Origin of the sequence: Pseudomonas citrullilanati, from assembly GCF_030580855.1 — a bacterium.
In the GTDB taxonomy this organism is placed as follows: Bacteria; Pseudomonadota; Gammaproteobacteria; order Pseudomonadales; family Pseudomonadaceae; genus Aquipseudomonas; species Aquipseudomonas citrulli.
Genome location: NZ_JAUQOP010000008.1, coordinates 1 through 25720, shown reverse-complemented (window position 1 = coordinate 25720; position 25720 = coordinate 1). Strand labels below are relative to the sequence as shown.

Here is a 25720-nt window from a genome sequence, read left to right as displayed (position 1 = left end):
TCATTCTCCTTATAAGGTCTTGTGCCTGACATCGTTGGCATCAGGCTGTGGTGAGGGGCTTGCCGTGAGTTGACTGAACCACTGGCAGTCGTGCTCGGTGGGTGTACGGGTGGCTTGGGCCAGCAGCGAGGCGTCCAGCGCCACGCCCAGTTGCCGCAGGCGCAAGGCCGTTGGCGGATGGGTATCGAAGGGGTGTGCGATCGCGTGCTGCAGCACCGTGTCGCTCAAGCGCAGCGGGGTGTGGCGCAGGTGCTCGGCCAGGGCCTGGATCAGATTGGCGTGGCGTCGTTCGGCAAGCAGCGTGTCGATTTCACCGTCCAGGGCGATAACGCGTAACAGCGCCTGGCAGAACAACCGCTCGCCGGCGATTTTGCTCCCCACCCGATCCGCCACCAGCTCCTGTGCCCGTCCCCAGTGGTGCACGGCCACTTGGAAGTGGTGCAAAAAGCGCTGGGTCATCCAGATCGCCGGACGCTCGATCCAGGCCGGGTCGGCATCTGCTGCACTGATAAACGAAAAATGCAGGCACATCAGGTTGAAATACGCGCCGATTTCGCTGCCTCGCTCGGTGTCGCGGCTGCTGAAATGGCCCAGTTCGTGGCCGATGATCGACGCGGTTTCGACCTGGCTCATGGTCGTGAGATAGGTCAACGGCAGATAAAGCGTGCGGCCCCTGAGCACATCGCCGGCAGGCTGAAGCACTACGTCGACGCTGGTAACGAAAAACGACTGGTCGATGCCGATGACAATATGGTCGGGCATCGGCGCGCCCGTGTCGGCGGCCAATAGTTCAATCCACGCCCATAAGGCCGGGGCCTTGTCGCGCCCCATGGCTTGCCCCAGAAAGGCCGACGATGGGCTGTCCAGGGCGTGCCATTGCTGGCGCAGCCGCTCGATCAACATAAGGCCGATCCAGAGCACGGCGATCACCGGCACCGCCACCAGCAACATGAACCAGCCGCCCGCCTTGAAATGGCTCCAGCCCCAGCTCAGTTCATACAGCAGGCTCAGCGCCAACGCGCCGACCAGCAAGGCGGTGTACGCCACCAGCCAGCGCCCCAAGGCACGCCAGCAGGGAAACAGACGGTCGTAGAGAAAGTCCCTGGCGCTCAGCGCGCGCCAGGCATCCACGCGCAGCTTGAGCCAGGTTGCAGGTCCCGCCACCAACGCGGCGAAGGCGAGCCAGTAGGCCAAGGCTGCCAGTGCCTGGCGCAGGCGGATCCAGGCATGGTCGCTGTCGACCTTGTCCACCTGGCTCTGGAAATGCGTGCGCCGACCTTCGGGCGAAATCACCTGCTTGCGTTCGTCCCGCGATAATTGCTGGACCCACGCGTCGCTGGGGCTGGCCAGCCATTGGCGCATGATCTGCGCTTCGCGCAGCACATCATCGGCCCGCCAGCCCTGCACACTGGCCCAGCCCATCAAAACCAGCGGCAGCAACAGCATCGTCAGCGGCCATGACCATCGCCTGAATCGGCCCATGACTCAGTTGGCCTGCAGATAATCGGTCAGGAATGCCTGTGCATTGCCTTGACTGGACAGGGACTCGTCATAGCCGACGTTCAGCGCCTGCGCTTCGCCGGGCAGGTACAGCTCGCCCCAGCCTTGTTGCAGCACCAGCACCACGAATTTCTTGCCGTCCACGGTGGTGGAATAGCGGGTGTCCTTGGCGGTCTTTTCCACGGCCATCTTCTGGATCTTCATGTTCCAGTCATGGTCGATGCCTTCCACCTGCACCAGCGCCTGGTTGTCACTGCGGGCACCCATGCGCAGGGTCCAGACCTTCACACCGCCCTCGCCTGCATACGCCTGCACTTTTTCCGCGACTTCCGGGCGACTTTCAGCATGGGCGATCCCCACGAACACGGTCAGCACCAGGCCCAGCAGGGCCGCCCACTTGCGGTAGAACATCATCATCGGCTTCCTCGACAGTCCAAAGCCGACCATTGAAATCAACCCACAGTGATCTGCCAAGCCGCCAGGCCGCCGCGCACAACAATAAGGCCGCGACTCACAACAACTGATGACGCCGCCCGATGGCGGTATCATGCGACGCTGTCTCCCAGCCCTGACGGACGCTTTTTCGATGAACCGCCGGAACCCGTACCTCGACACGCAATTCTGTTTCGATCATCCAGAGGCCTTGGACCAGGCCGGCGTATTCGACGACAGCGCACGGCAGGTCATGGGCAGCGCCATCGGCCACTACCGCGCTCGTACCCTGCGGCCGTACTTGCAGTATTTCGACTGCGACTTGCAGTTCCCCGAGCCGTTGAGCATCCATAAGGTCTTGCCCGACAGCGTGTGCATCGTGCAGGTACTGGATGGACAGTGGCAGCATCGGGTGGACGGTGTGCTGAATGAATACACCCCCGGCGCACCGCACGTGCTGGGCCTGAGTGAAAGCATGGAAGCCATGGACCGGATGCCGGCGGGTAGCCGCGCACGCATGGCCGGGCTGCGCATCAGCGGCGATTATCTGCGCGAAGTGGCCGAAGAGGATCCGTCATTGCGGCCCCTGTCCTCCCTGCTCGGCGATGGCATGCATTTTTCAGAGTTGCAGGGCTGTCGCGCCGTCGGACGCTTGTTCGAGCGGCTTTACCATTCGCCCTATCACGGCGCGTTGGAACGGCTGAACCAGGAAAGCCTGTGCCTGGCCGTGCTGGTCGAACTGGCCACCCACCTGGCGCCCGCGCCGGACAAGCCCGTGGCGACCCTGCGCAGCCATTCGGATCTGGCGCACGAAGCACGCTTTCAGCTCGACACCCAGCTCCTGAACCCGCCAGGCACCCAGGCATTGGCGCGGGAACTGGGCGTGGGAGAAACCACCCTGAGACGCGCCTTCAGCCGGGTCTACGGCCAGTCGATGCTCGACTACGTGCGCCAGCAACGCCTGGAGCTGGCGCGCACGCTCCTGCGCCAGCGCAAATGGCACGTGGCGCAGATTGCCCACCGCCTGGGGTATGCCAACCCCGCCAACTTCAGCCATGCCTACAAGGCCTACTTCGGTCACCCACCCGGGGCTGAAGCCGAAAAGCCTTGATACTCAGACTGAGGCGTCAGTGATTTACGTATTGACATATCGATAAATCTCGATATTCTCGGCACATGGAATTACTCGAAATATTCAAAGCCCTCTCGAACCCTACTCGCCTCCAGATCCTGAAAGGCTTGAAGGACCCCGCGAAGAACTTCCCGCCGCAGGATGAAGGCGACGTTCACACGGTGGGTGTCTGCGTCAGCAGCATCCAGGAAGGCATTGGCCTGTCCCAGTCCACGGTGTCCGGTTACCTGGCGACGCTGCAACGGGTCGGCCTGGTCGAAGTCAGGCGCATCGGCCAGTGGACTTACTACAAACGCAATGAAGCGACCATCAGTGCCCTCTCCGAGCTGATCGGGAAAGAGCTGTAGGTTTTTTTTGCCCCAGGATATCGAAATATCCCGATATCTAACTTTATCGATGCGAGGATTTTTCCAATGAAAGCGATGATGCTCACCTCATTTGGCGGCCCGGAATCGTTCGAACTCCGCGAGGTGCCCAAGCCCGTGCCGGGCGCCGGGCAAGTCCTGGTCCGGGTCTACGCCACATCCATCAACCCCCTGGATTACCAGGTTCGACGTGGCGACTATCCCGACCTGGTGCCGTTGCCGACGATCACCGGGCATGACGTCTCCGGCGTCGTCGAAAGCGTTGGCCCGGGCGTCACGGTATTCGCGCCGGGAGACGAAGTCTGGTACACCCCGCAGATATTCGACGGCCCTGGCAGCTATGCCGAGTACCACGTCGCCGCCGAAAGCATCATCGGCAGGAAGCCACCGACGCTGAGCCATCTTGAAGCGGCAAGCCTGACTCTGGTTGGCGGGACGGCGTGGGAAGCGTTGGTGGTTCGCGCCGGCCTGCGGGTCGGCGAAAGCATCCTCATCCACGGTGGCGCGGGCGGCGTGGGTCACGTGGCGATCCAATTGGCAAAAGCCATCGGGGCCCGGGTGTTCACCACCGTGCGCCAAGCCAATGCCGAGTTCGCCCGGTCCATGGGCGCCGATGTGATCATCGACTACGAGAAAGAGGATTACGTCGACGCCATCCACCGCCAGACGGATGGCCACGGCGTCGATGTGGTGTTCGACACCATTGGCGGCGACACGCTGTCACGCAGCCCCGATGCACTGGCCCAACTGGGTCGCGTGGTCTCGATCGTGGACATTGCCCGGCCGCAGAACCTCATCCAGGCCTGGGGCAAGAACGCCAGCTATCACTTCGTTTTCACCCGGCAGAACCGCGGCAAGCTCGATGAGTTGAGCGCCTTGATCGCTCGCGGCCAACTGCGGCCCCACGTCGGTGCGGTCTATTCGCTCGCCGACCTCGCGCTCGCCCACGCCCGACTGGAGAGCCCGAACAACGGCCTGCAGGGCAAGATCGCGATTGCCGTCGAGCCGTCGCTGATCGCCTGAGCACGCACCCCTTAACCGCTGGATCACATGGGATGAACGCCATGATTTATGAAATCGCCCTGCTCCCCGTACACAAGGATCGCATCGACCCGTTCAGGCGCGCATTCGCCGAAGTGGCCCCCCTGCTTAGCCGAGCAAAGGGCTACGGCGGCCATATGCTCGCCCAAGGGATCGAACACCCTGAACAGTTCAACCTGATCGTGCGCTGGGCTTCGCTGGAAGATCACACGCCGGGGTTCGAAGCGAGCGAGGACCACCGGCTGTTCATGATGGGCCTGGAGCCATACTTTTGCGCAGAGCCCACGGTCTACCACATCGAGGGAGCAGCGTTCAGGGTTGGCGAACAGGATGCTCTTTTCTCCGGCGCCTGCGTCAGCGCGCACTGAGCGCTGTACCGATTGAATGAGGCAGGCCCGCTCCCACACCCGGGAGCACTCGGAAAAATGGACGTTTCCGGGACGGGCCCGGCCTTGGATCTGGCGAAAAAGCACTTACAATCCTCCTCCCCCCCAATCGGACCTCTCCCATGCAGCGTCTTCTACCCCTGGCTCTACTGTTCCTGACCGGCCAGGCCATGGCGTATCCGGCCCTCCCGGACACCGAGCTCTACACCCAGAAAACCCACGATTGCCAGGATGTCGACCTCGCCACCTGGCATCACCCGGCCCGCACCGTGCTGGAGAAAAGCGGCATCAAGCTGGAGCGTGTCCAATTGTGCAACGGCGGGCGCTATCCCATCTTTATCGGTGAAGTCCCCTACGACCCCCAGGGTCAGACCAAGGACTTCTTCCTGCCGTTGTATGAGCAACTGCGAAAGGCCAACGGCAAATGGCCCTACGTGCTGGTCGCCAGCAACTACGGCGAGATGGTGTATGTCAGCTATCCGCAGAGCGACGCGATCTCCCTGGCTTATGAGAACTTCGACGCGCCCTGAAGGGTCTGCCGGGCGAGCCGTTCCACCCCTGCCCTCGCCTGCCGGATCGCCATAGCTTTAACCGCTGGATCATCACAAAAACGCCAACATAATGGCGCCGATTTTGAGAAAATTTACAACCAATCCGAAGGTGACGTTTTTCCGACGGAAGGCTGTGCTGGCCCATTGCTGGAGGTTCGGAGGAAGGCTCATCATCCGCTTGTCAGTGCTACTCGCCCAGGTCCCTCGCGGGCCCGTGCAAGGTGCATCAATCGCATCGTTTCGATGGGAGCAACATCAGGATGATGACCGTGTACGTTATGGTTATGACCATCTGCACTGGCGTGGAAGGCTGCGTGGAAGAGCGCAGGCACGAGCCGACCTACGCCACTAAAGCGATGTGCATGGAAACGGCCAGCCACATGGCTGCGCGCAAGGGCGTGAAGCTAAAATGCCGCAGCGAACGATCGTGGGCGCCGAGCACGGCGCCAGGCGCGAATGGCCTGGAGCGCGTGGTCTCGACCGACGTCAAGGGACAGCCCTGATCGCCCTCAGTGGCAGGGTATTTCCAAGTCCAGCAGCGCCGCGCCCAAGGCCTTCCCGTGGGCATCGAGCGCGAGCGAGCGGGTCACCCCGCCCCGCAGGATCCCGGGCAAGACAAAATTGAGCGCCTTCACGCCAGGCAGTTCATAGCGGCGGATCATCGGTCCTCGCGGGTCCAGCAGTCCTGCAAAATGTTCGGCAACGCGCTCCACCGTCAGCCACTCACACAGGCGCGGGTAGTCTTCGGCGTTGAACGCGATCACCGAGATATTGGACGTGTCGCCCTTGTCCCCCGTGCGGGAGTGGGCCAGGTCACGCAGTTTGAGGCGACTCATTGCAGGTCCTCCGAATGAATCTTCACGCTGACAGCGTCGCGCGGCAGTAGCAGCGAGGCCACCGCCACCACCTGGCGCACCGATTTGCTCGCCCCGCCACCGCCGTAAGGACCATTGGTGTAGAGGGTTTCCACTTCGTTGCCGATGCGCACGGCCTCGGCGCGGTCGGTGCAACGGGCCGCGACCCGCAGGCGCACTTCCCAAGGTTCGCCACCCGCTCGCGAACCCAATTCGCAACCGTGCAGGGCATCCACGCCGATCAACTCGGCGCGGATCTCTTCATAGGCCACGCCGGTCAGTTTCAAGCGCTCCAGTACCACTTCCCGGGCCAATCGGCCCCGCGCCAAGGCCCCCGGGCCGCCGTAGGAGATCTGGCCTTCGCCGATCCAGCCATCGAGGTAACCTACCGAGACCTTGAGAGCGACGGGCCGCGCCTGGCCATCGGCGCCGTGGACCTCGACCTGGTCCGGCCCTGGAACGGTAAACGACACGCCAGAGAAGTCGGCGCTGACATCGGGCGTAAGGTACGCGGCAGGATCATGCACTTCGTAGATCAATTGCTCGGTGCAAGTCGCCGGGTCGATGCGCCCGCCGGAGCCCGCGACCTTGCTGATCACCGCCCGGCCCGTCGCGTCCACTTCAGCGAGAGGAAAGCCCAGGCGCGCCAGGTCCGGTACGTCCTTGAACCCCGGATCGGCAAAATAGCCGCCGCTGAGCTGCCCCGCGCATTCGAGCAGGTGCCCGACCAAGGTGCCGCGACCCAACCGCGTCCAATCGTCCGCCGCCCAGCCGAATTCGAACATCTGCGGTGCGAGGAACAGCGACGGGTCCGCCACCCGCCCGGTGATCACCACATCGGCATCGGCCTGCAGCGCTTCGATGATGCCGTCCACACCCAGGTACGCATTGGCCGACACCAGGCGCTCGCCCAACGAAGCCAAGGTCTGACCGTTGTCCAGGGTCTGCTCTGGATCGCCCAACACGGTCGCCAGGACGTCGTCGCCGGTCACCGCGATCACCTTCAGGGCCGGCAGGCCCAGTTGCCGGGCGATGTGCCGGACTTCCCGGGCCGCGCCCAACGGATTGGCCGCGCCCATGTTGGTGATCACACGCAAGCGGCGCGCCCCAGCGCCACGACCGACGAAGGGCAAGACCCGGCGCATCCGTTCGCCCAGCAATGGATCGAAGCCGGCCTGCGGGTCGAGCAAGCGCGCCTGTTGGGCCAGGGCGATCGTGCGCTCGGCCAGGCATTCGAACACCAGGTAATCCAGGTCGCCATGTTGCGCCAGTTCGATCGCCGGCTCGATGCGGTCGCCGGAGTAACCGGCGCCGGAGCCAATGCGCAGGGTTTTCATTCAGAAGACTCCAATGAGCAGCGCCGTCACGGTCATCAGCACCGAGGCGGCGAACAGAAAGGGAATGGTGAAGCGTTGGTGATCGGCCAATTCGATCTTGCACAGGCCCACCAGCAGGAACGTGGCCGGGGTCAACGGGCTGACCGGGAAGCCGGTGGTGTGCACACCCAGCAACGAGGCCTGGGCGACTTGCAGCGGATCGACACCCAGGGCGCGTCCGACTTCGGCCACCACCGGCATCACGCCGAAATAGAAGGAGTCAGGGTCGAACAACAGGCTCAGGGGCATGGAGATGAAGCCCACGACCATCGGGATCAGCTTGCCGTGCCCGGCGGGAATCTGCGCCACCGCCACCTCGGCCATGGCCTTGAGCATGCCACTGCCCTGCATGATCCCGGTGAACACGCCGGCGGCCAGGAGAATGCTCGCCATCGTCAGGGCGGTTTTCGCATGGGCGTCGATGCGGGCGCGCTGGGCATCGACGTTCGGGTAGTTGATGCACAACGCCAGGACCGTGCCGAGCATGAACATCACCACCGGATCGACCACCCCGGCGATCATCACGCCCATCACCACCACGGTCAGTATCAGGTTGAGCCAGAACAGGCGCGGCTTGCGCAGGGCGAGCTCGGCCTCGGTCAGCACCCGTTGCGGTATCACCTCGACCGTTGCCCCGGCGCCCAGCCCCAGGCGTTTTTCTTCCCGCCGGCCCAGGCACCAGGCACAGGCGAACACGAAGGCCAGGCCGACGAGTTGCACGGGAATCAGCGGCTGGAACAGATCCGCCACGGGTACGTGCAAGGCCGCCGATGAACGCAGGACCGGGCCGGTCCAGGGCAGGAAGTTGACCCCGGCGGCCATGGCCGTGACGCAGGCGAGGATGCGCTTGTCCATGCCCAGGCGCGTATACAGCGGCAGCATGGCCGGAATGGTCACCAGGAAGGTCACCGCGCCGGAACCGTCCAGGTGAACCAGCAATGCCAGCAGCGCGGTGCCCATGACGATGCGCGTCGGCCGGGTGCCCACGCGCTTGAGGATGCGGTCGATGATCGGGTCGAGCATGCCGGCGTCGGTCATGACGCCAAAGAACAGAATCGCGAACACGAACATCCCGACCACCGGGGCGACGTTCTTGATGCCGGTGATGATGAATCCGCTGGTTTGCAGGCCGAAACCACCGATCAGCGCGGCGATGATCGGCAACGCGATCAAGGCGACCAGGGGCGACAGGCGTTTACTCATCACGCAGATGAGCAGGCAGAGAATGGTAACGACACCAAGGAGGGCGAGCATAGGTTGGTCCTGTTCGGCATGTCTGTTCGCGGTGGCGATGAAATGCGCTGTTGTTGTTTTGCTTGAGTATTGGAATGGCCGGTATCCTTGTAAATTGAAATGTTCGGCGCCATGCATTCGGAAAAACAAAATGAAAAACTCGATCCAGCACATCCGTGCCTTCCTGGCGGTGGCGCAAACTGGCAGTTTTGCCAAGGCTGCCGCCGCGCTGAACCTCTCGCCCTCTGCGTTGACCGTGCAGATCCAACAGTTGGAAGACTGGCTCGGCGTCACGCTGCTCGAACGCAGCCCGCGTCACGTGAGCCTGACCAGCGCCGGGCAAAACAATCGACTACCGATGGAGAAGCTGCTGCTGGACCTGGACAACATCGTCAATGCGTCCCGGGACCTGGCGGCGCTGCGCCGGGGCGTCGTCACCCTCGCCGCCCTGCCCTCGCTGTGCGCGGGTGCGCTAGCGCCGCTGTTGAAACGGTTCCGAGAACAGTTTCCGGGGATCGAAGTCCGTTTGCAGGACGTGGTGGCGCGCCGCATCGACAGCCTGGTGCGCGACGGCGAGGTGGACTTCGGCCTCGGCGTGCGCGCCCGGACGAGCCATGGGTTGGCATTTGAAACGGTGTGGGAGGATCGGCTGTGCCTGTTCATTCCCGCCGGTCATCGGCTGGCCCGGCGACGCACGATCAAGCCAGACGAGTTGACCACACAACCGATCATTCTCACCGGCCGCGACAGCAGCGTTCGCGAACGGGTGGAGCAATTGTTCGCCGAGGCCAACCTCGCGCTCATGCCGGGGCTGGAGGCCAACTACATGTCGACGGTCCTGGCGCTGGTGCGCCAGGGCTTGGGCGTCAGCCTGTTGCCGGAATCGGCGGATGACGGCCGGGAGGGCCTGGTCAGGATCCCCGTGGATCATCCGGACGTCACCCGCCAGATCGGCCTGATCACCCGTACGGGCCAGGCGATGTCGCCCGCCGCCGAGCAGTTCATCGCGATGTCCAGGGTCTTTTTCCGCGACTACCCCTGAGCGCGGGCTGACCCTTGCCTCGCACGACCTACCAGAGGGTCGTCGTGTAGCTGACGATCAGGCGGTTTTCATCCAGGTCGTTGCCGAAGTTCGATCGCACCGACGCGTTGCGCCATTTCAGTCCCAGGCCCTTCAATGTCCCATCCTGCACGACATAGGCGATGTCGGTGTTGCGTTCCCACTCCTTGCCTTCGCCCGGCGCGGCCCGTTGCACGTGGTCGCCGGACAGGTAGCGACTCATGAACGTCAGGCCCGGGATACCCAGGGCGGCAAAGTTGTAGTCGTAGCGAGCCTGCCACGAACGTTCGTCGATGTTGGCAAAGTCGCCGATCTGGACGAAGTTGACCAGGTACGGATCGCTGCGACTGATGTAGGGAAACGGATCGTCGCCGCTCATGCGCTGGTAGCCCAGGCCCAGTGCGTGGCCGGCGAAACCGTAGGTGAACAAGGCGCCGAAAGCCTGGTTGTCGAGATCGCGGAAATGGCCATCCTCGGTACTGCGCGAATAACGTACGTCACTCTTGAGGGAGTGACCACTCCCCAGGTCCAGGGTGTGCACGAACCCCAGGAAGTGCTGCTGGTAGACGTCTTGCAACTGGCCATAGCGGTATTGCGTCGTCAGGTTCGGCAGCCATTGGTAGTCCGCCCCGGCGAACTGGAACCTGTCGCTGTTGCCGCCGATGCGGTTGGCAGTCATGTCCTGGTAATCGGTGGAGTCGACGAAATTGATCTGTGTAAGTTGCCCGCCAGTCAGCTTCAACCGATCGATTTCCTGCACGCTGGCCAGGGCTCCCTTGAAGGTCCCCGGCAGCAGCCTCGTGTCGTTGGAGCTCACCACCGGGTCCCTGACCTGCAACGTCCCCAGCTTCAAGGTGCTGTTGGACACGCGCACCTTGGCGGTCAGGCCCCATTCGCCATAACGGTCTTGCGAGCCACCGGACAAATCCGCCGGCAATAGATTGGTGCCCGCCGTACCGCCGCCGGAGTCGAGCTTGAAACCGGCCATGCCCAAGGCATCCAGGCCGAAGCCCACGGTGCCTGCGGTGTAGCCCGATTCCAGACGCAACAGAAAGCCTTGCGCCCATTCTTCAGCCTTGTCCCGTGCACCTGCCTGGCGGAAATCCCGATTGAAGTAAAAGTTGCGCGCTTCCAGGCTGCCTTTGCTGTCGGTGATGAAATCGGCGTGGGCGCAGGGCGCTCCGGCCAGGCTCAAGCCCAGTAGCGTACCGACCGGTTTGCAGAACCGAGGGAGGGAGGTGAACTGTCGCATGGAGGCTCCTTTTGCGGACGCGAACGAACCCGTTCGGGGCATCGCGCTGGCGTCCGATGTTGTTATTGTGAAGGCGCTGTCGTGGGGAACGGACGCAGTGACCGGCGTCGTGGGGCGGATTCTTCGCGTCGCGCTTGGAGGGCGTCAAACGGGAAAAAAGCCGGATCGGACATAAGAAAATTTGATGCCCTGCCCGGCCGGTTCTGGAGTAACAATTGCAATCAATAAGAACAACGAGTGCCAAGAGAGCCCGCCCAATGAACCTCAAATTCCTCGAAACCTTCGTCTGGGTCGCCCGGCTGCAAAGCTTCAGCCTCACCGCCGAGAAGATGTTCAGTACCCAGGCGGCGATCTCCAGCCGGATCGCGTCCTTGGAGGAAGAACTGGGCCTGCGCCTGTTCGTGCGGGACTCCCGAGGGGTGTCGCTGACGCCCGAGGGTGTGAAGGTGCTCGACTATGCCGAGCAGATGCTCGAGGTCCAGCGTGCCTTGAAACAATCGCTGGACGCGCGCAGTCCGCAACAAGGCCTGGTGCGCATCGGGGTGATGGACACGGTGATCCACACGTGGCTCAGCCCCTTGATGTCGATGCTGATGCAGGCCTTCCCCGCCGTGGAAATCGAAATCACCGCCGATGCCGCGCGCAACCTGTGCGATCAGTTGCAAAAGGGTTACCTGGACATCGTGTTCCAGACCGACCTGGTCCGCCATGAAAGCGTGCGCAACCTCGAATTGGCGCACTATCCCATGCACTGGGTGGCCGCCAGCCACTCGATCTACGCCCGGTCGTATGCGTCGCTGGTGGAAATGGCAGGCGAGCGCATCATCACCTTCGTCAAACACTCGCGGCCGCACCAGGATGTGCTCAACCTGTTGTACGCCCACGGCGTCGGCACACCGCGCGTCAGTTGCGTCAACTCGGTGTCGGCCATGACCCGGCTGATTCGCGACGGCTTCGGCATCGGCGCCTTGCCGGCGGCCCTGGTGGCCAAGCCGCTGGCCAGCGGCGAATTGATGATCCTGGAGCCCGGCACGGCCCTGCCTCAGCTTGACGTCGTCGCCTCCTGGCGCGCCGGGGTGGGGCTGGAGCTGATCGAGACCATCGTCCAGATGAGCCGCCAGGTGGTCAGCCAATACGCCATTGATGTCGGCCCGCAGCGCATGGTCGCGGCACCGGGGCTGGAGGGTCATAACGTTTAGTTATCCGTGGGTACCACTATTCCTTGTTGGACGCCTTCGTCCGGGCACTCTAAAAAAGGGGGCACGCCCCTTTTGGAGAAACCGCGATGAGTCAATCCGCCCTGTCCTACGAACAGCTTCGCCAGCGCGAGCCGCTCGTCCTGCGCCAGAGCATCGCCGCCGGCCAGTACCACGGCCATACCAGTGGCTTGGGTCAGGGGCGAGTGCAAGCCAATATCGTGATCCTGCCCGGCGATTGGGCCAACGAGTTCCTGCGCTATTGCACACTCAATCGCCAGGCTTGCCCGGTCCTCGATGTAACGGAGCCCGGCGACCCGTTCTTTCGCCACCTCGGCGCGGCCATCGACATTCGTCACGAAGTGCCTCGCTACCGGGTTTATCGCCACGGCGAACTGAGCGAAGAGCCACTGGACATCGAACACCTGTGGCGGGATGACCTGGTCGCTTTCGCCCTGGGCTGCTCGTTCTCGTTCGAACAACCCCTGCTCGACGCCGGCATCCGCCTGCGGCACATCGACTTGGGCCGCAACGTCGCGATGTACCGGACCCACATCGACACCCGCCCCACCGCCCGCCTCTCTGGCAAAATGGTCGTGTCCATGCGCCCGATGAAAGCTGCCGACGCGATCCAGGCCATCCGGATCACCGGGCGTATGCCCAATGTCCATGGCGCCCCGGTGCACATCGGCGACCCGTCGCTGATCGGCATCCATGCCCTCGACGTACCGGACTATGGTGACGCCGTGCCGGTCGAAGCCGACGAGCTCCCGGTATTTTGGGCCTGCGGCGTGACGCCCCAATCGGTGGTCCAGGCCTCGCGCCCACCGTTGTGCATCACCCACGCACCCGGCTGCATGCTGGTGACGGACTTGTGGAACCGCGACGTGTAGCCTCCGGCGAGGCCATTTTCAACCTGACAGGGACCAACGATGCACAACTCCCAGCGATCGATCCAAGCGTACATCAGGGCCAAGGATGGCAATCGCCCGCACCTGTTGGAGCAAGCATTCGCTACGGATGCGGTGCTCGACATGATCGTGCGCACCGGTTCCATTTCGTTTCCCGCCCATGTCGAAGGCCGGGCCGCCATTGGCGACGTGTTGGTCAGTCGCTTCGGCCAGGCCTTCGAGAATATCTACACCTTCTGCCTGGGGCCTCCACCGGCAGCGGATGCCCAGGCGTTCCAGTGCCCATGGCTGGTGGCGATGTCGGACAAGGCCAGCGGCGAGGCCCGGGTCGGCTGTGGCGCGTATGACTGGCAGTTCAATCCCCGGTCGGGGCTTGCCGAGCGCCTGGTCATCACGCTCGAGCACATGAAAACCCTGCCATCCGCCGACCTGCCGTCGGTCATGGCCTGGGTTTCACGGCTGGAGTATCCCTGGTGTGCCGTTGAAGCCGCCTTGGGCGACGTACCGGGCCTGGGCGAGCTCGAAGACGTGATCCGTTACCTGGCCAATGCGGAACACCTGCGCCGTGGGCGACGGCCATGACCCTTCCAAGGAACCGCCTCCCGTGAACATCAAGTTTCTTGAAACCTTCGTCTGGGTCGCGCGCCTGAAGAGTTTTCGCCTGACGGCGGAAAAACTGTTCACCACCCAGGCTTCCGTCTCCAGCCGCATCGCCGCCCTGGAAGATGAGATGGGCGTGCGCCTGTTCGTGCGTGACGCCAAGGGCGTGTCGCTGACCTCCGAAGGCCAGCGGGTGCTGGAATACGCCGAGCGCATCATGGACACGATGCAAAGCATGAAGGCGGTGATCCAGGACCCGCGCCAGGTGCGCGGGCGGATTCGCATCGGCGCCATGGACACGGTCATTCATACCTGGCTCAGCCCCCTGGTGACCCGCCTGATGGACGCTTACCCGGCGCTGGAGATCGAACTCTCGGCCGACACCGCGAGCAACCTCTGCTCGCAACTGGAGAAGGGTTACCAGGACATCATCTTCCAGACCGACATCCTACGCCTGGACAGCGTGCGCAACGCGCTGCTGGCGCGCTATCCGATGCACTGGCTGGTGCGCACCGGCTCGGCCTATGACCGAGCCTACGCGTCGCTGGAGGACCTGTCCCAGGAACGCATCGTGACCTTTTCGCGCAACTCCCGGCCGCACCAGGACATCCTCAACCTGCTGCACTCGGCCAATATCGTCTCGCCGCGCATCAACTGCGTGAACTCGGTGTCGGCGATCACCCGCCTGGTTCGCGACGGCTTCGGCATCGGCGCCATGCCGGCGGCACTGGTGCTGGGCGAGCTGGCCCAGGGCACGCTGAAACGGGTGGATGGCGTGCCCTTGCCGTCAGTGATGGACATCGTCGCCAGCTGGCGAACGGGCGCGGGCATGGAACGGGTGGAAGACATCGTCGGCCTGACCCGGGACGTGGTGGCCGAGTTCGTTGCCGGGTTGCCGGCCGAATACCAACTGGACGCCGGCTGATCCTGCGGGAGCGTGCCTGCTCGCGAAGGGGCCGCCCCACCCGACGTCACCCCTGGCAGCCTGGCTGTCAGTGAATTGCAACATCCCGGACTTAATCTGGACCCAGCGCACGGCGGCGACTCGCTGGATGTGCCCGTCTGCCCGCTCGCAATGGTCCAGGGAGTCCGCCATGAAAATCAGTGTATTCGGAAGTGGTTACGTAGGCTTGGTGCAGGCCGCCGTCCTGGCCGAGGTCGGTCACGACGTGGTGTGCATGGACGTCGACGAGCAAAAGGTCGACCAATTGCGCCAAGGCCAGGTGAGCATCTTCGAGCCCGGCCTGGCGGCGCTAGTGCGCGAGGGGCTGGAGGCCGGACGCCTGCATTTCACCGGCGACGAGGCGCTGGCCGTGCAGCATGGCCAGGTGCTGTTCATTGCCGTGGGCACGCCTTCGCGGGACGATGGCTCGGCCGACCTGAGCCAGGTCATGGCCGTTGGCGAGGCCGTTGCCCGGTACCGGGAGCAGCCGCTCATCGTGGTGGAAAAATCCACCGTGCCGGTGGGCACCGGTGACCTCTTGCGGGCCCACATCGACAAGTGCCTGCTCAAGGCCGGGCGCTTGCTGCAGTTCGATATCGTGTCCAACCCGGAATTTCTCAAGGAAGGCTCGGCGGTGGCCGATTGCCGACGGCCGGACCGCATCGTGATCGGCTGCGAACGCGATGAAGTGCGCGCCACCATGCGCGACCTGTACGCCCCGTTCAATCGCAACCACGACCGGGTGCTGTTCATGGACCTGCGCAGCGCCGAGCTGACCAAATACGCCGCCAACGGCATGCTGGCGACCAAGATCAGCTTCATCAACCAGATCGCGGAGCTGGCCGAGCACCTGGGGGCCGACATCGAATCGGTGCGCCTGGGCATCGGCGCCGACTCGCGCATCGGCTATCACTTCATCTACCCGGGCTGCGGCTACGGCGGCTCGTGCTTCCCCAAGGACATGCGAGCGCTGATCCACAGCGCCGAGCAGGTCCATTGCTCCAGCGACCTGCTGCAAGCGGTGGAATCGATCAACCGGCGGCAGAAACACAAGCTGTTCGAACGCATCACTGCCTTCTACAAGGGCGACTTGCGCGGCAAGACCTTCGCGCTGTGGGGCCTGGCCTTCAAGCCCAACACCGACGACATGCGCGACGCGCCGAGCCGCACCCTGCTCGAATCCCTCTGGGCGGCCGGTGCCAGCGTCCGCGCGTTTGACCCCGAAGCCATGCAACAGACCCAGTTGCTCTACCCCAACGAATCGAAGCTGATGTTGATGGGCACGCCGGAATCGGTGTTGCCGGGCGCCGACGCACTGGTCATTTGCACCGAATGGCAGGCCTTCAAGGCACCGGATTTCAACCTGATCCAACAGCGGCTCAAGGCCCCGGTGATTTTCGACGGCCGCAACCTGTACGACCCCGAACGCATGGCGGACAAAGGCTTCACCTACTTCCCGATGGGACGCGGCCAATCCCTCGACTTGCCCATCGCCGAGCAGACTTGGTTCCAGGCCTCGAAGAGTGCTTGAAAGGGCTTACCTCAAAATTAATGAACTCAACCTTCATTAATATGAATTTGTAAGCGTGAGTGACGAACGGCACACTGGTGACCGTTCCTCCCCCAACTGTTGGAACACTTAAAGGGCTTTCAGGGATTCCCCCGTAAGCCCCTTTTTTTGCTCGCTTTTTGGATCGGTTCTTAATGTTCTCTCGCTGGTTCCCCGCTGCTATCAATACCCGTCCCACTGAATGGAGCCGTGCCGCCCTCGGCATGGCCTTGGGAACGATGTTCAGTGTCTGGCTCTGTGGCCAGGTGTTCGGCCTGGACGTGGCGCAACACCTGATCGGCCCGCTGGGGGCTTCGGCGGTGCTGCTGTTCGCGGTGTCCTCGGGCGCCCTCGCCCAACCCTGGTCGATCGTTGGCGGTTACCTGTGCGCCTCGGTGGTGGCCCTGCTGGTGGCCCACGTGCTGGGCCGCACCTTGGGCAGCGCCTGCCTGGCCGCGGGCATGGCGCTGGTGCTGATGTGCTGGTTACGCTGCCTGCATCCTCCGGCGGGCGCCGTGGCGGCGACGCTGGTGTTGGCGGATCCGTCGATCATGGCCCTGGGTTGGCAAGCCATCGGGGCGACGATGCTGGCCGGTGGTGGCCTGCTGACCTTTGCCCTGGCCTACAACAACTTGACCCGCGTGCGCTATCCGAAGCGCGCCAGTGAGCCAGTGGCCGTCATCCCGGCCGACCATCCGCCCGTGGATCGACAAGCCATTACCGCCCAGGACCTGAAAATGGCCCTGGCGGAAATGGAAGCGTTCTTCGACGTTACCCCCGAAGATCTCGAGCAATTGGTGCATGCCAGCGAGCGCCATGCCAAGCGCCGCAGCATCACGGAGGTGCTCTCGGGTCGCGGATGATCCTGTGGCTGCTATAAATATGCAGACAGGACCTGCACGTATGCCGGTTGTGCTGTGCAAATTTGCACTGGTACGATCCGTTCGCATACGCGCCTAAGAAAAATGCAAAAGACAATAAAAGCAGGGAGTTAGCGATGACAGCTCAGGTTTCATCACAGGCCAGCGGAACCGTCCCAGCCCAGGTTGGCGACGTGTTGATGGAGGTTCGCAACCACATCGGCCACTTGACCCTGAACCGCCCTTCCGGCCTCAATGCGCTTACCCTGGGCATGGTGCGCAGCTTGCAGCAACAGCTCGACCACTGGGCCGTCGACCCACGGATTCACGCCGTGGTCCTGCGGGGCGCCGGCGACAAGGCCTTCTGCGCCGGCGGCGACATCCGCTCGCTGTACGACAGCCACATGCAGGGCGACACCCTGCACGCAGACTTCTTCGTCGAGGAATACGCCCTCGACCTGACGATCCACCACTACCGCAAGCCGATCCTGGCCCTCATGGACGGCTTCGTGCTGGGCGGCGGCATGGGCCTGGTGCAAGGCGCCGACCTGCGGGTCGTGACCGAACGCAGCCGCCTGGGCATGCCGGAAGTCGGCATCGGTTACTTCCCGGACGTCGGCGGCAGTTATTTTCTGCCACGCATTCCCGGTGAGCTTGGCATCTACCTGGGGGTCAGCGGCACCCAGATCCGAGCCGCCGATGCCTTGTATTGCGGTTTGGCCGACTGGTACCTGGACAGCGGCAAGCTCGCGCAGCTCGACGAGCGCCTCGATCGGCTGGAATGGCGCGACACGCCATTGAAGGACCTGCAGAGCCTGCTGGCGAAGCTCGGCGTGCAGCAACTCCCGGCACCGCCCCTGGCTGACCTGCGCCCGGCCATCGATCACTTCTTCGCCCTGCCCGACGTGCCGAGCATGGTCGAGCAGTTGCGCCAGGTCACGGTTGCCAACAGCCACGAGTGGGCCACCCAGACCGCCGACCTGCTGGACACCCGTTCCCCCCTGGCCATGGCCGTGACCCTGGAAATGCTGCGACGCGGTCGCCACCTGAGCCTGGAAAACTGTTTTGCCCTGGAGCTGCACCTGGACCGCCAGTGGTTCGAACGCGGCGACCTGATTGAAGGCGTGCGCGCCTTGCTGATCGACAAAGACAAGAACCCGCGCTGGAACCCCCCTACGTTGCAGGCGCTGGACGCCGCGCACGTGGCCAGTTTCTTCGACGGCTTCGACGACCACGGGAACTGAACCATGCACGACCTCGAATTGACCGAAGAACAAGTGATGATCCGCGACATGGCCCGGGACTTCGCCCGCGGTGAAATCGCCCCCCATGCCCAGGCCTGGGAAAAAGCCGGGTGGATCGACGACGGCCTGGTGGCGAAGATGGGCGAATTGGGCCTGTTGGGCATGGTGGTGCCGGAAGAATGGGGTGGCACCTATGTCGACTACGTCGCCTACGCCCTGGCGGTGGAAGAAATCTCCGCCGGCGATGGCGCCACCGGGGCGTTGATGAGCATTCACAACTCGGTGGGCTGTGGCCCGGTCCTGAACTTCGGCACCGAGGCCCAGAAACAGACCTGGCTGGCCGATCTCGCCAGCGGCCAGGCCATCGGCTGCTTCTGCCTGACCGAACCCCAGGCCGGCTCCGAAGCCCACAACCTGCGCACCCGCGCCGAGTTGCGCGACGGCCAGTGGATCATCAACGGCGCCAAGCAGTTCGTCAGCAATGGCAAGCGGGCGAAACTGGCGATCGTCTTCGCCGTGACAGACCCGGAGCTGGGCAAAAAAGGCATCTCGGCCTTCCTGGTGCCCACCGACACACCGGGCTTCATCGTGGACCGCACCGAACACAAGATGGGCATCCGCGCCTCGGACACCTGCGCGGTCACCCTGAGCCACTGCGCGATTCCCGAAGCCAACCTGCTGGGCGCACGGGGCAAGGGCCTGGCCATCGCCCTTTCCAACCTCGAAGGCGGCCGCATCGGCATCGCCGCGCAAGCCCTGGGCATCGCCCGGGCCGCGTTCGAGGCGGCGCTTGCCTATTCGCGGGACCGGGTGCAGTTCGACAAGCCGATCGGCGAACACCAGAGCATCGCCAACCTGCTGGCCGACATGCACACCCGCCTGAACGCCGCCCGCTTGCTCATCCTCCACGCCGCCCGATTGCGCAGCGCCGGCCAACCCTGCCTGTCGGAAGCCTCCCAGGCCAAGCTGTTCGCCTCCGAAATCGCCGAAAAAGTCTGCTCCTCGGCCATCCAGATCCATGGCGGGTACGGGTATCTCGAAGACTATCCGGTGGAGCGCTACTACCGCGATGCGCGGATCACCCAGATCTACGAAGGATCGAGCGAGATCCAACGCATGGTCATTGCCCGCGAGCTGAAACACTACCTGGTGTGAAGGCTGGAAAAGCTTCGCGGGCAAGCCCGCTCCCACAGGGTTGGGGTGTGTACGCAAATAGTGCCTACACCCCAAATCCACTGTGGGAGCGGGCCTGCCCGCGAAAGCGTCAGCGGGAACGCCGCATTACTTGTCCTGGAACTCCGCCGTCCGCTTGGCCACGAACGCCGCCATGCCTTCCTTCTGGTCCTGCGTGGCAAACGCCGCATGAAAGACCCGGCGCTCGAACCGCACACCTTCGGACAGGCTCACTTCAAAGGCACGGTTGACGCTTTCCTTGACCATCATGCTGATGGGCACCGACTTGGACGCGATCAACGCCGCCGTCTTCAGCGCATCATCCAGCAACTCATCGGCCGGCACGATTCGCGCCACGATGCCGCAACGCTCGGCTTCCACCGCATCGATAAAACGCCCGGTCAGGCACATTTCCATGGCCTTGGCCTTGCCTACCGCCCGGGTCAGGCGCTGGGTGCCGCCCATGCCTGGCAGGACGCCGAGGTTGATTTCCGGCTGGCCGAACTTGGCTCCGTCGCCGGCCAGGATGAAGTCGCACATCAGCGCCAGTTCGCAACCGCCGCCCAGGGCAAAGCCATTGACCGCCGCAATGATCGGCTTGCGCCGGTTCGCCACCCGGTCGCTGTCGCTGAACAAGTCATCCAGGTAGATCTGCGGGTAGGTCAGTTCGGCCATTTCCTTGATGTCGGCACCGGCGGCAAAGGCTTTCTTCGAGCCGGTCAACACGATGCAGCCGATCTTCGGATCCGCCTCCAGGCTGTCCAGCGCCTGGTTCAGCTCGCTGACGATCTGGGCATTCAGGGCGTTCAACGCCTGGGGACGGTTGAGGGTGATCAGGCCGACGCGGTCCTTGATCTCCAATAGAATCGTTTCGTAGCTCATGCAGGACTCCTGTTCAAAGATTGCGCGAAATGACCATGCGCTGGATGTCGCTGGTGCCTTCGTAGATCTGGCAGACCCGCACGTCGCGGTAGATGCGCTCCAGCGGGAAGTCGTTGAGGTAACCGTAACCGCCGAGGGTTTGCAATGCCATCGAGCAGACTTTTTCGGCCATTTCCGAGGCGAACAGTTTGGCCATGGACGCTTGCACCAGCGCCGGCTGGCCGTTGTCCCGCAGCGCGGCGGCGTAATGCACCATCTGCCGGGCAACGGCGATCTGGGTGGCCATGTCCGCCAGGCGGAACGCCACGGCCTGGTGCTCGATGAGGGCCTTGCCGAAGCTTTCCCGCTCCCGCGCATAATCCCGGGCCGCTTCGAACGCCGCGCGGGCCATGCCCACCGATTGCGCGGCGATGCCCACGCGACCCCCTTCCAGGTTGGCCAGGGCGATCCGGTAGCCTTCGCCCTCCTCCCCCAGCCGATTGGCCACCGGCACCTTCACGTCCTCAAACAGAATCTGGCAGGTGTCCGACGCGTGCTGGCCGAGCTTGTCCTCGACCCGCGCCACGGTGTAGCCCGGCGAATCGGTCGGCACGATGAACGCGCTGATGCCGCGTTTGCCGGCGCTCGGGTCGGTCACCGCAAAGACGATCACCACCCCGGCGTTCTGCCCGGAGGTGATGAACTGCTTGCAGCCGTTGAGCACGTAATGATCCCCTTCCAGCCGCGCCCGGGTCTTCAGGCTGCTGGCGTCCGAACCGGCCTGGGGTTCGGTCAGGGCGAACGCCCCGAGCATCGCACCGCTGGCCAGCGGCGTGAGGAACCGGGCCTTCTGCTCATCGTTGCCGAACGTCAGGATCGGCACGCAGCCCACCGAGTTGTGCACGCTCATGATGGTCGAGCACGCCCCGTCGCCGGCGGCGATTTCTTCCAGGGCCATGGCGTAGGCCAGGTAACCGGTGTCGCAGCCGCCCCACTGTTCCGGCACGAGCATGCCGAAGAAGCCCAACTCGGCCATTTCACCGATGGCTTCCTTGGGGAAGCGGTGCTCGCGGTCCCATTCGGCCGCGAACGGTTTCAAGCGTTCCTGGGCGAACTGCCGGGCGGCATCGCCAATTTGTGTCTGTTCTTCAGTCGGAAGCATGGTGGTTCCTTAATACAGGCATTCGACAGCCATGGCCGTGGCTTCGCCGCCGCCGATGCAGATGGCCGCGACGCCGCGCTTGAGGCCCTTCTGGCGCAAGGCCGAGAGCAGCGTCACCAGGATCCGCGCACCCGACGCGCCGATCGGATGGCCCAATGCGCAGGCGCCACCGTGGACGTTGACCTTGTCGTGGGGGATTTCCAGTTTTTCCATGGTTACCAGGCCGACCACGGCAAACGCTTCGTTGACCTCGAACAGGTCGATGTCGTCCACCGACCAGCCAGTCTTCTTCAGCAGTTTCTGCACCGCGCCAATGGGAGCGGTCGGGAACAGGCTCGGGGTGTCGGCGAATGCCGCATGGCCGTGGATCACCGCCAGGGGCTTCAAGCCGCGCTGCGTCGCCTGGCTCTGGCGCATCAGCACCAGCGCGGCGGCACCGTCGGAAATCGAGCTGGCATTGGCTGCCGTCACCGTACCGCCGTCGCGGAACGCCGGTTTGAGCGAGGGGATCTTGTCGATTCGCGCCTTGGGCGGCTGCTCGTCATGGCGCACCGTCACGTGTTCTTTGCCGACCATGACCTGCAGCGGCACGATCTCGGCATCGAAGCTGCCGTCCTTGATCGCCTGCTGGGCCCGGGTGGTGGAGGCAATGGCGAAGGCATCCTGGGCTTCGCGGCTGAAACCATTGGCCTCGGCGCAATCTTCGGCGAAGGTGCCCATCAGGCGACCCTTGTCGTAGGCGTCTTCCAGGCCGTCGAAAAACATATGGTCGAGCACCTTGCCGTGGCCCATGCGGTAACCGCTGCGGGCGCGATCGAGCAGGTACGGCGCATTGGACATGCTCTCCATGCCACCGGCCACGACCACCTCGGCGCTGTCGGCCATGAGCATGTCATGGGCCAGGATCGTCGCTTCCATGCCCGAGCCGCACATCTTGTTGAGGGTGGTGCAGCGGGTCGACTTGTCGAGCCCGGCCCCCAGCGCGGCCTGGCGCGCCGGGGCCTGGCCGAGACCGGCCGCCAGCACGCAGCCGAACAGCACTTCTTCAACCGAGTCGGGCGCGATACCGGCGCGTTCCACCGCGGCCTTGATGGCCGCCGCGCCCAGTTGCGGGGCGCTGAGGCTCTTGAGTTCGCCCTGGAAACCGCCCATGGGGGTGCGGACGGCGCTGACGATGACAATCGGATCGTTGGACATGACGAGTGCTCCTTATTTGGCGGCCATGCGCAAGGCGCCGTCGAGACGGATCACCTCACCGTTGAGCATGCTGTTTTCAATGATATGCCGGACCAGCGCCGCGTACTCGGCGGGCTTGCCCAGGCGCGGCGGGAACGGCACGCCGGCGGCCAGGGAATCGCGGACTTCCGCGGTCATGCCGGCCATCATCGGGGTTTCGAAAATGCCGGGGGCGATGGTCATCACGCGGATACCGAAGCGGGCCAGCTCGCGGGCGGCCGGCAGCGTCAGGCTGGCAATGGCGCCCTTGGACGCCGAATAGGCCGCCTGGCCGATCTGGCCGTCGAATGCCGCCACCGAGGCGGTGTTGATGATCACCCCGCGCTCGCCGTCGGCGTTCGCCTCGGTTTCGGCGATGGCCGCGGCGGCCAGGCGCAGCAGGTTGAAGCTGCCGATCAGGTTGACGTTGATCACCTGGCTGAAACTGGCCAGGCCATGGGGGCCGTTCTTGCCAAGGATCTTCTCGCCGCGCACGATGCCGGCGCAGTTCACCAGCCCATTAAGCCCACCGAAGGCATCGACCGTGGCCTCGACCGCGGCTTGCGCCGCCGCCTCGTCGCTGATGTCCGCCACGGCGCTGCGGCAACCGAGTTTCTGCGCCTGGGCCGCCACGGCCTCGGCATTGAGGTCCACCAGCATCACCTGGGCGCCGGCCTTGACCAGCATCTCGCCCGTGGCCGCACCCAGGCCGGACGCGCCGCCGCTGACGAGGAAAATCTTGTTGTCGATCTGCATCATGGTTTCCTTGGATTCAAGCTGAAACGTTCTGCGCCGCGGCTTCTTGGGCCTTGGCGATTTCCTGGTTGCGCAAGATAAAGCGCTGCAACTTGCCGCTTGGGGTTTTCGGCAAATCGCTGACAAATTCGATTTCACGGGGATAGGCGTGCGCCGCCAGGCGATTGCGTACATGTTGGCGCAGTTCCTCGGCCAGCTCTGGCGCGGCGCGGTACTGCCCGCTGAGCACCACGAACGCCTTCACCAGTTCGGTCCGCTCCAGGTCGGGCTTGCCGATCACAGCGGCCTCGACCACCGCCGGGTGCTCGATCAGGGCGCTTTCCACATCGAACGGGCCGACGCGGTAGCCGGAGGTGGTGATCACGTCGTCACTGCGGCCGACGAAACTGATGCTGCCGTCAGGGTTCAGCTCGACGGTGTCGCCGCTCAGGTAATAGTTGCCGACGAAAGCCTTGGTCGGGCCACCCTGGTAACCGGCGAACCAGCACATGGGTGACTGGCTGCGGTCCACCGCGAGGATACCCGGCTGGCCGACGCCCAGTTCCTGGTGATGCTCATCCAGCACCACGATCCGGTGGCCCGGCGAGGCGAAGCCCGCGGCCCCCAGGTGCACCGGATGTTCCAGCCCGTGATGGTTGCACAGCACCATGCCCAGTTCGGTCTGGCCGTAATGGTCGTGAATGACCACGCCCAGGTTGTCGGAGAACCAGCGGATCACTTCCGGGTTCAACGGCTCGCCCGCGCTGCTGACGATGCGCAGCTTGCCCTTGATCGACCGGGCGAACTGCTCGCCCCCGGCGATCAGCAGGCGGTAGGCCGTGGGTGAACCGGTGAGGTTGGTGATGCCGTACTTGTTGATCACCCGGCAGGTGCTGTCCAGGGTGAATGGGCCGTCGTAGAAGGTAATCGGATGCCCCATCGCCAGGGGCCCGGTCACGCCGAAATAGATGCCGTAGGCCCAGCCTGGATCGGCGAGGTTCCAGAACGCGTCTTCCGGGCGCAGGTCCACGGCGTCGCGGGTGTAGCTCTGGAACGCGACGATGGCCTTGAGCGGCACCGACAGGGCCTTCGCCGGGCCGGTGGTGCCGGAGGTGAACATCAGCAGGAACGGGTCCTCGCCGGTGAGCATCAGCGGTTCGCACTGGTTGGAACGGTTCGCCACTTCGGCCCAGAAACTGTAGTCGCCACGCACGATGCCCTGGCCTTTTTCGCCGCCGACCGTGACCACGACGGGGCAATCCGCGACCTCCTCGAGCTTGGGCCGGTTGACCGCATCGGTGACGATCAGCCGCGCGCCGGAACTGCCGACTCGATGCTCGATGGCCTTGGGCCCGAACGCCGTGAACAACGGTTGGTACACCGCCCCGATGCGCCAGGTGGCGAGGACCACGATCAACAGCTCGGCGGTGCGCGGCAGCAGGCCGGCGACCCTGTCGCCCTTGCCTACCCCCTGGGCCCGCAGGAAGTTGGCGAAGCGCGCGGCGTTGTCTTGCAGGTCGCGGAACGTCCAGGTCGCCTCGCTGCCATCGCGTCCTTCCCAGAACAACGCGATGTGTCCCGGCAACGCATGCCGGTCGCAACATTCGACACAGGCGTTGAGCGCCTCCAGCGAGCCGTGCAGTGCGGCGTTGACGGTGTCCAGGTAATCGAACTGGGAGATGGCCGACGAGTAATCGCGCATGAGCAGAATCCCTCTGTACTTTTTATTGGTTGGGGGAGCCATAGACAGCAGGGAAATACTCGCGCCGATGGGCGTGGGCGGCAATGGTCAAAGCCATCAAGTTGCTTGACTGGTTTGGCCATGGTGCGGGGTGGGAGAGTGGCGACGTCTTCGCGAGCAGGGATTCGAGGTCAATCCACAGTGTGGGAGCGAGCCTGCTCGCGAAAGCGGTAATGCAGCTTGCATTGAGGTTGGATGTGCCGCCGCCTTCGCGGGCAAGCTGAACTGGCCTAATGATTTTGGACACTTCAATCGGGCGCTATGATGGCGCCCAAATCTGAGGTGTTTGGCTATGCGTAAATCTTATTCGAGTGAGTTCAAACTCAAGGCTGCCAGCATGGTGCTGGA

General features: G+C 63.9%; 26 protein-coding genes. 15 read left to right on the top strand and 11 right to left on the bottom strand.

Annotated elements, in window-relative coordinates:
• Window positions 1-9: 9 nt before the first annotated feature.
• Both Q6A48_RS08245 and Q6A48_RS08240 read right to left on the bottom strand, forming a co-directional pair.
• Complete coding sequence (locus Q6A48_RS08245; protein WP_304553372.1) at window positions 10-1482, bottom strand: M48 family metallopeptidase; 1473 nt, start codon at window positions 1480-1482, stop codon at window positions 10-12.
• 3 nt (window positions 1483-1485) lie between these two features.
• Window positions 1486-1914, bottom strand: coding sequence for a hypothetical protein (locus Q6A48_RS08240; RefSeq protein ID WP_304553503.1), 429 nt, complete (start codon window positions 1912-1914; stop codon window positions 1486-1488).
• 172 nt (window positions 1915-2086) lie between these two features.
• On the opposite strand from Q6A48_RS08240, the gene Q6A48_RS08235 reads away from it, so the two are divergent.
• From Q6A48_RS08235 to Q6A48_RS08210, 6 genes are all read left to right on the top strand, one after another.
• Window positions 2087-3043, top strand: a complete 957-nt coding sequence (locus tag Q6A48_RS08235; protein ID WP_304553371.1) for a helix-turn-helix transcriptional regulator — start codon at window positions 2087-2089, stop codon at window positions 3041-3043.
• 65 nt (window positions 3044-3108) lie between these two features.
• Complete coding sequence (locus tag Q6A48_RS08230) at window positions 3109-3411, top strand: ArsR/SmtB family transcription factor (protein ID WP_304553370.1); 303 nt, start codon at window positions 3109-3111, stop codon at window positions 3409-3411.
• A 66-nt stretch (window positions 3412-3477) separates the two neighbouring features.
• Window positions 3478-4452 (top strand): zinc-dependent alcohol dehydrogenase family protein, encoded by a 975-nt coding sequence (locus tag Q6A48_RS08225; RefSeq protein WP_304553369.1) that lies wholly within the window; start codon window positions 3478-3480, stop codon window positions 4450-4452.
• A gap of 41 nt (window positions 4453-4493) precedes the next feature.
• Entirely contained in the window at window positions 4494-4838 is a 345-nt protein-coding gene (locus tag Q6A48_RS08220) for an antibiotic biosynthesis monooxygenase family protein (protein WP_304553502.1), read from the top strand.
• A 140-nt stretch (window positions 4839-4978) separates the two neighbouring features.
• Complete coding sequence (locus Q6A48_RS08215) at window positions 4979-5386, top strand: hypothetical protein (protein WP_304553368.1); 408 nt, start codon at window positions 4979-4981, stop codon at window positions 5384-5386.
• 290 nt (window positions 5387-5676) lie between these two features.
• Window positions 5677-5910 carry a hypothetical protein gene (locus Q6A48_RS08210; RefSeq protein ID WP_304553367.1) on the top strand — a complete coding sequence of 78 codons (234 nt, stop codon included), beginning with the start codon at window positions 5677-5679 and terminating at the stop codon, window positions 5908-5910.
• Between the two features lie 6 nt (window positions 5911-5916).
• Here Q6A48_RS08210 and Q6A48_RS08205 read toward each other — a convergent pair whose 3' ends face one another.
• Genes Q6A48_RS08205 through Q6A48_RS08195 form a run of 3 tightly spaced genes read right to left on the bottom strand, consistent with a single transcriptional unit; the run spans window position 5917 to window position 8891 of the window.
• Window positions 5917-6243, bottom strand: coding sequence for an AtuA-related protein (locus Q6A48_RS08205; protein WP_304553366.1), 327 nt, complete (start codon window positions 6241-6243; stop codon window positions 5917-5919).
• Complete coding sequence (locus Q6A48_RS08200; RefSeq protein ID WP_304553365.1) at window positions 6240-7598, bottom strand: acyclic terpene utilization AtuA family protein; 1359 nt, start codon at window positions 7596-7598, stop codon at window positions 6240-6242. The genes Q6A48_RS08205 and Q6A48_RS08200 overlap by 4 nt, the downstream gene beginning before the upstream one ends.
• Window positions 7599-8891 carry a CitMHS family transporter gene (locus tag Q6A48_RS08195; RefSeq protein ID WP_304553364.1) on the bottom strand — a complete coding sequence of 431 codons (1293 nt, stop codon included), beginning with the start codon at window positions 8889-8891 and terminating at the stop codon, window positions 7599-7601. It lies immediately after the preceding gene.
• 130 nt (window positions 8892-9021) lie between these two features.
• Between Q6A48_RS08195 and Q6A48_RS08190 the strand changes: the two genes are divergently transcribed.
• Window positions 9022-9912 (top strand): LysR family transcriptional regulator, encoded by an 891-nt coding sequence (locus Q6A48_RS08190; RefSeq protein ID WP_304553363.1) that lies wholly within the window; start codon window positions 9022-9024, stop codon window positions 9910-9912.
• Between the two features lie 28 nt (window positions 9913-9940).
• Here Q6A48_RS08190 and Q6A48_RS08185 read toward each other — a convergent pair whose 3' ends face one another.
• A complete protein-coding gene (locus Q6A48_RS08185; RefSeq protein ID WP_304553362.1) occupies window positions 9941-11182 on the bottom strand; it encodes an OprD family porin in 1242 nt (413 codons plus the stop codon).
• 257 nt (window positions 11183-11439) lie between these two features.
• Here Q6A48_RS08185 and Q6A48_RS08180 point away from each other — a divergent pair, with 257 nt between their 5' ends.
• The 8 genes from Q6A48_RS08180 (at window position 11440) to Q6A48_RS08145 (ending at window position 19640) form a co-directional block, all read left to right on the top strand.
• Window positions 11440-12381, top strand: a complete 942-nt coding sequence (locus Q6A48_RS08180; protein ID WP_304553361.1) for a LysR family transcriptional regulator — start codon at window positions 11440-11442, stop codon at window positions 12379-12381.
• A gap of 86 nt (window positions 12382-12467) precedes the next feature.
• The gene (locus Q6A48_RS08175) at window positions 12468-13271 is read left to right on the top strand and encodes a putative hydro-lyase (RefSeq protein WP_304553360.1); all 804 of its coding nucleotides are present in this window, start codon (window positions 12468-12470) and stop codon (window positions 13269-13271) included.
• A 39-nt stretch (window positions 13272-13310) separates the two neighbouring features.
• The gene (locus tag Q6A48_RS08170) at window positions 13311-13871 is read left to right on the top strand and encodes a hypothetical protein (protein WP_304553359.1); all 561 of its coding nucleotides are present in this window, start codon (window positions 13311-13313) and stop codon (window positions 13869-13871) included.
• A 22-nt stretch (window positions 13872-13893) separates the two neighbouring features.
• Entirely contained in the window at window positions 13894-14814 is a 921-nt protein-coding gene (locus Q6A48_RS08165) for a LysR family transcriptional regulator (protein WP_304553358.1), read from the top strand.
• Between the two features lie 169 nt (window positions 14815-14983).
• The gene (locus Q6A48_RS08160; RefSeq protein ID WP_304553357.1) at window positions 14984-16363 is read left to right on the top strand and encodes a UDP-glucose dehydrogenase family protein; all 1380 of its coding nucleotides are present in this window, start codon (window positions 14984-14986) and stop codon (window positions 16361-16363) included.
• A 173-nt stretch (window positions 16364-16536) separates the two neighbouring features.
• Window positions 16537-17244, top strand: coding sequence for an HPP family protein (locus Q6A48_RS08155; RefSeq protein ID WP_304553356.1), 708 nt, complete (start codon window positions 16537-16539; stop codon window positions 17242-17244).
• 134 nt (window positions 17245-17378) lie between these two features.
• Complete coding sequence (locus tag Q6A48_RS08150) at window positions 17379-18485, top strand: enoyl-CoA hydratase/isomerase family protein (RefSeq protein WP_304553355.1); 1107 nt, start codon at window positions 17379-17381, stop codon at window positions 18483-18485.
• 3 nt (window positions 18486-18488) lie between these two features.
• Complete coding sequence (locus Q6A48_RS08145; RefSeq protein WP_304553354.1) at window positions 18489-19640, top strand: acyl-CoA dehydrogenase family protein; 1152 nt, start codon at window positions 18489-18491, stop codon at window positions 19638-19640.
• A 126-nt stretch (window positions 19641-19766) separates the two neighbouring features.
• On the opposite strand, the gene Q6A48_RS08140 is transcribed toward Q6A48_RS08145, so the two are convergent.
• From Q6A48_RS08140 to Q6A48_RS08120, 5 genes are read right to left on the bottom strand one after another with little or no spacing between them, the layout of a single operon-like run.
• Window positions 19767-20540, bottom strand: a complete 774-nt coding sequence (locus Q6A48_RS08140; protein WP_304553353.1) for an enoyl-CoA hydratase — start codon at window positions 20538-20540, stop codon at window positions 19767-19769.
• Window positions 20541-20553: 13 nt separating this feature from the next.
• The gene (locus Q6A48_RS08135) at window positions 20554-21681 is read right to left on the bottom strand and encodes an acyl-CoA dehydrogenase (protein ID WP_304553352.1); all 1128 of its coding nucleotides are present in this window, start codon (window positions 21679-21681) and stop codon (window positions 20554-20556) included.
• Window positions 21682-21690: 9 nt separating this feature from the next.
• On the bottom strand, window positions 21691-22878 hold the full coding sequence (locus Q6A48_RS08130) for an acetyl-CoA C-acyltransferase (protein ID WP_304553351.1): 1188 nt from the start codon (window positions 22876-22878) through the stop codon (window positions 21691-21693).
• Between the two features lie 12 nt (window positions 22879-22890).
• Window positions 22891-23652, bottom strand: coding sequence for an SDR family NAD(P)-dependent oxidoreductase (locus Q6A48_RS08125; protein ID WP_304553350.1), 762 nt, complete (start codon window positions 23650-23652; stop codon window positions 22891-22893).
• A 16-nt stretch (window positions 23653-23668) separates the two neighbouring features.
• Window positions 23669-25333, bottom strand: coding sequence for an AMP-binding protein (locus Q6A48_RS08120; protein ID WP_304553349.1), 1665 nt, complete (start codon window positions 25331-25333; stop codon window positions 23669-23671).
• Between the last annotated feature and the right edge of the window lie 387 nt (window positions 25334-25720).